The organism is Aureimonas pseudogalii (assembly GCF_014196835.1).
GTDB classification, from domain to species: domain Bacteria; phylum Pseudomonadota; class Alphaproteobacteria; order Rhizobiales; family Rhizobiaceae; genus Aureimonas; species Aureimonas pseudogalii.
In genome coordinates, this window is the sequence record NZ_JACIEK010000041.1 from 1 (window position 1) to 4,250 (window position 4,250).

Annotated in this window: 3 protein-coding genes; all 3 read left to right on the forward strand. The window is 62.8% G+C overall.

The genetic code is table 11. The features are described 5' to 3' along the window. Window positions 1–327 precede the first annotated feature (327 nt). Window positions 328–1,533 (forward strand): plasmid partitioning protein RepA, encoded by a 1,206-nt coding sequence (gene repA, locus GGR04_RS23550; RefSeq protein ID WP_183203027.1) that lies wholly within the window; start codon window positions 328–330, stop codon window positions 1,531–1,533. After that, window positions 1,530–2,597 carry a plasmid partitioning protein RepB gene (gene repB, locus GGR04_RS23555; RefSeq protein ID WP_183203023.1) on the forward strand — a complete coding sequence of 356 codons (1,068 nt, stop codon included), beginning with the start codon at window positions 1,530–1,532 and terminating at the stop codon, window positions 2,595–2,597. Before repA ends, repB begins: the two co-directional genes overlap by 4 nt. A 203-nt stretch (window positions 2,598–2,800) precedes the next feature. Then, window positions 2,801–4,030 carry a plasmid replication protein RepC gene (gene repC / locus GGR04_RS23560; protein WP_183203025.1) on the forward strand — a complete coding sequence of 410 codons (1,230 nt, stop codon included), beginning with the start codon at window positions 2,801–2,803 and terminating at the stop codon, window positions 4,028–4,030. Window positions 4,031–4,250: the final 220 nt, after the last annotated feature.

Sequence of the window (4,250 nt, forward strand, 5' to 3'; positions counted from 1 at the left end):
CACCACGCAACGCCTTGATCGATCAGCTATCAAAATCCGGTGCGAAACTGACAAGATTCGAGAAATGGAAAGAGAGAGATGTGATGCAGTATAAATTATAAGTTAATGGAAATTAATACTTGTTAAAATAAAATCAAGACTTGTCATATGCCAACGGCAAGAAGGTCATTCTCGACGAGCGGTTTTCCACGCGAAGGGCCTTGATCGGAAAAGTTGAACAGGGGGACTTGCCGACTCGCGAGAATTCCCCGACTTCTACGTTCGTGTAAATGTCGTCAAAGGGCGAACGTAAGCTTGACCGTCCGGCCCTCGTCCCTCTCTGCCTTGATGACTTCGGAACGGCCGTCCACGCCACGGCGAACGTCCGAGCGTGTGGCGCGCCATGCCGAGATCCTGTCGACGCAGCTGCTCAGCATGCGCGAGGCGATGTTCGCGCCACGGTCCGGCAAGACGCTGAGGACCTTCACGTCGGGCGAGGCCGGGCGCCTCATCGGCGTGGCCGACGCGTCGCTGCGGCATCTGACCATCGATGGTGTCGGTCCCGTGCCGCAATTTCTCCCCGGGGGGCGGCGCGCCTATACACTCGCGCAGATGAACGAGCTGCGCATCCTTTTCGGCAACCGACCCGCCCGGGACTTCGCCGACTTCGTCCACCGCCGGGAGGTGGGAGACAAGCTCCAGGTCCTGGCGATCGCCAATTTCAAAGGCGGGTCGGCCAAGACCACCACGGCGCTGCACCTCGCCCAGTATCTGGCGCTCCAGGGCTTGCGCGTCCTGGCGATCGACCTCGATCCGCAGGCCTCCCTCACCGGGATGTTCGGCTATCAGCCGGAGTTCGACATCGGCGCGAACGAGACGATCTATGGGGCCTTGCGCTACGACGAGGCGCGGCGGCCGATGCGCGAGGTCGTGCGGTCCACCTATTTCGAAGGCCTGGATCTGGTTCCCGGGAATATCGAGCTGATGGAGTTCGAGCACGAGACGCCGCGCGCCATGCTCGACCGGACGTTGCGCGGTTCCAATCTCTTCTTCCGCCGCATCCGCGCTGCGATCTACGAGGTCGCCGACGACTACGACACTGTCGTGATCGACTGCCCGCCACAGCTCGGTTTTCTCACCGTGGGCGCTCTCAATGCCGCCACCGGCCTGCTCGTCACCATCCATCCGCAGATGGTCGACGTCGCCTCGATGAACCAGTTCCTGCTGATGACCGCGGATCTGCTCGAAGTCGTCGAGGATGCGGGGGGGCAACTCGAGCTCGATTTCATCCGCTATGTCATGACCCGCCACGATCCCAACGACATGCCGGAAACCCAGATCGTGACCCTCCTGCGCTCGCTCTTCGGCGAGGACGTGCTGCAGGCGACGGCCTGCAAGTCCACGGCGATCGCCAATGCCGGTCTCACGAAGCAGACGATCTACGAGGTCGAACGACAGGCCGTCGGCCGAGCCGCCTACGATCGGGCGCTCGGGTCGATGAACGCGGTGAACGCCGAGATCTTCGGCTTGATGGAAAAGGTCTGGGATCGATGAGCAAGCGTTCCCAAAGCATCGCCTCGATGTTCTCCACCCGGGCTCCGGAGACCAAGAGCATCGATCCCGACGCCGCCGGAGCGGCGAAGACGCCGCGTGTGGCGTCGGCGTCCGTGCGGTCGATGCGTGAATCCTTTTCCGGCTTCGAGCGGGAAAACGAGGAGCTGCGCGCGCGCATCGGAAGCGGTGCGATGATCGTCTCGATCGATCCGGCGCTGATCGACCCCTCTCCGGTTCTCGATCGCTTCGAGGACGACGCCGATTCCACCGCCTTCCAGACTCTCTGCCAGGCGATCGAGGAGCGGGGCCAGGAGATTCCGGTTCTCCTGCGCCAGCATCCCTTCGCCCAGGGGCGCTACCAGAGCGCCTATGGCCATCGGCGCATTCGGGCCGCACGCGTCCTCGGCCGACCCGTGCAGGCCATGATCCGCGTCCTCAGCGACGAGGACTTGGTCATCGCCCAGGGGATGGAGAACTCCACACGCGAGGATCTCACCTATATCGAGCGCGCCGTCTTCGCGGCCCAGCTCGAACAGACCGGCCACAGCCGCCACGTCATCGGCCGCTCCCTGGCGATCGACAAGGCCGAACTCTCCAAGCTGATCACCGTGGTTCGCTCGGTTCCGCCCGAGACGATCCGCGCCATCGGCCGGGCGCCGAAGGCCGGGCGAACCCGCTGGGCCAAGCTCGCCGAGGCCATGTCCGACATCTACGTCGTCTCGCAACTGCGCCGGCGGCAGATCCAGCCGGATTTTCAGGCGCTGAAGAGCGACGATCGGTTCGTCGATCTCCTGCGCCTGGCCACCCGGCGCAACACACCCGAGAAGCTCGAACACACGGTTCTCGACGGACGGGGGCGGCGAATCGCCAGCCTGGTGACGACGGGGCGCGACGTTCGGCTAATCATCGATCCCGAACTCGGTCCGTCCTTCGCGCAATATCTCGAAAACCGTCTGCCAGGGCTGGTGAACGGCTATCGCAGCTCGATACTGGGCGAAACGCCGACCGATTCGGTGTTGAGCGAGGGGCCGGGATCGGCCTCTCAAACTCCCCGGCGACCCTGACGCCGAGCTATGCTAAACAAACCGTCAACTCTAAACTCAGAAAGGTCGAGGCAAAAGAAAAGGCTTCCGAACCCGCTCAAGGTCCGAAAGCCCACTCTCATCAAAAAACGTGTGACAGCGTGAGAGTGGGACTTCCCGACATTTCTGTCAAGATCGAGCGTCGTTCGGCGAGTGGATTTCTGCTGCCTGAAACAGGCTCACCGATGGAACCACAGATCGCGACCACGCCCTTCGGAGGGCGCCCCTTCACCCTCGACGACGTCGCCACGCGTCGGCACGCCCGAGAGAGGCCCGCGGGAGCCCGCGTCGGCAAATGGCAGGTCTTCCGATGGATCAGCATCGCCCGCCAGCAGCTGGGCCTCGGTGAGCGCGCCCTTGCGGTGCTCAACGCGCTCCTCTCGTTCCATCCCGAGACTTATCTCGAGGGCGCGCGCCTCGTCGTGTTTCCCTCCAACGAGCAACTGGCGATCCGGGCCTATGGCATGGCGGCATCGACCATGCGGCGCCATCTCGCTAGCCTCGTCGATGCCGGGATCCTGCTGCGTCGCGACAGCCCCAACGGTAAGCGCTATGCCCGCAAGGGACCGGGAGGCGTGATCGATCTCGCCTTCGGCTTCGATCTCTCGCCGCTTCTTGCCCGGGCTCCCGAATTCGAGCAGAGGGCGGCCGAGATCACGGCCGAGAAGGAAGCGCTCTGCCGGGTGCGCGAACGCATCAGCCTCTACCGCCGCGACATCGCCAAGATGATCGCCGCCGGCTTCGAGGCCGAGCTTTCCGTGCCCGCCGCCGCTTCTGCTCCGGACTGGCCGGGTCTCCACCACCGCTTCCGGACGCTCCTCGGCTGCCTTTGTACGCGCCCCGGACGCCTCGAATTGGAAGCCTTGGCCGCCGACCTCGCCGACCTCGCCGACCTCGTGCTCAAATGCTTGGAATGCCACTCGAATTCATCAAAATTGAGCACCAGTGAGTCCCAAAACGAGCACCACATACAAGATTCAAAACAGAATTCTTCTGATCTTGAAATTCGCGAAGAGAAAGAAGGGAAAGAAACGCCGGACATTCCTCCGGGACCCTTGGGCGCCAAGCCATCGCTGCAGCCGCTGTCGCTCGTTCTCGAGGCCTGCCCGGATTTGCAGGATTATGCGCGTGAACCCATTCGCGATTGGCGGGATCTGATCGCTGCAGCCGCGATCGTGCGTCCGATGCTCGGGATCAGCCATGCCGCCTATGAGGATGCTCAACGTGCCATCGGACCGGCCCACGCGGCTGCGCTCGTCGCCGCCATTCTGCAGCGGGGAACCGCCATCCAGTCGCCTGGAGGCTATTTGAGGAGCCTGACGGCGCGTGCATGCCGCAACCAGTTCGGTCTGACCCCTCTTCTCAACGCGCTCGTGCGCAGCCATCACCGGGCGGCACAAGCCCGACAGGAATGATCACCCGACCGTGACGCCATGAAGCGGCACAGATTTCCCGTTTGGAATCAAACAGATCAGCGTATTCATCAAAGAGCTCGCGAGGATTTTCTCACTTTTTGCGACGTTGCCCTTGACCTTCTCCAGCCTCCAGCCGTATAAGCCCTTTCATCGACGACGGCGTTGGCGCTGCGGGGATTTGTTCCCTGGTTGATTGAGCTGCGGGTTCAGGGTCTGGGTT

Coding starts and splice junctions, on each gene's coding strand:
- repA (WP_183203027.1), top strand. CDS start 328: ATGACTTCGGAACGGCCGTCCACGCCACGGCGAACGTCCGAGCGTGTG.
- repB (WP_183203023.1), top strand. CDS start 1,530: ATGAGCAAGCGTTCCCAAAGCATCGCCTCGATGTTCTCCACCCGGGCT.
- repC (WP_183203025.1), top strand. CDS start 2,801: ATGGAACCACAGATCGCGACCACGCCCTTCGGAGGGCGCCCCTTCACC.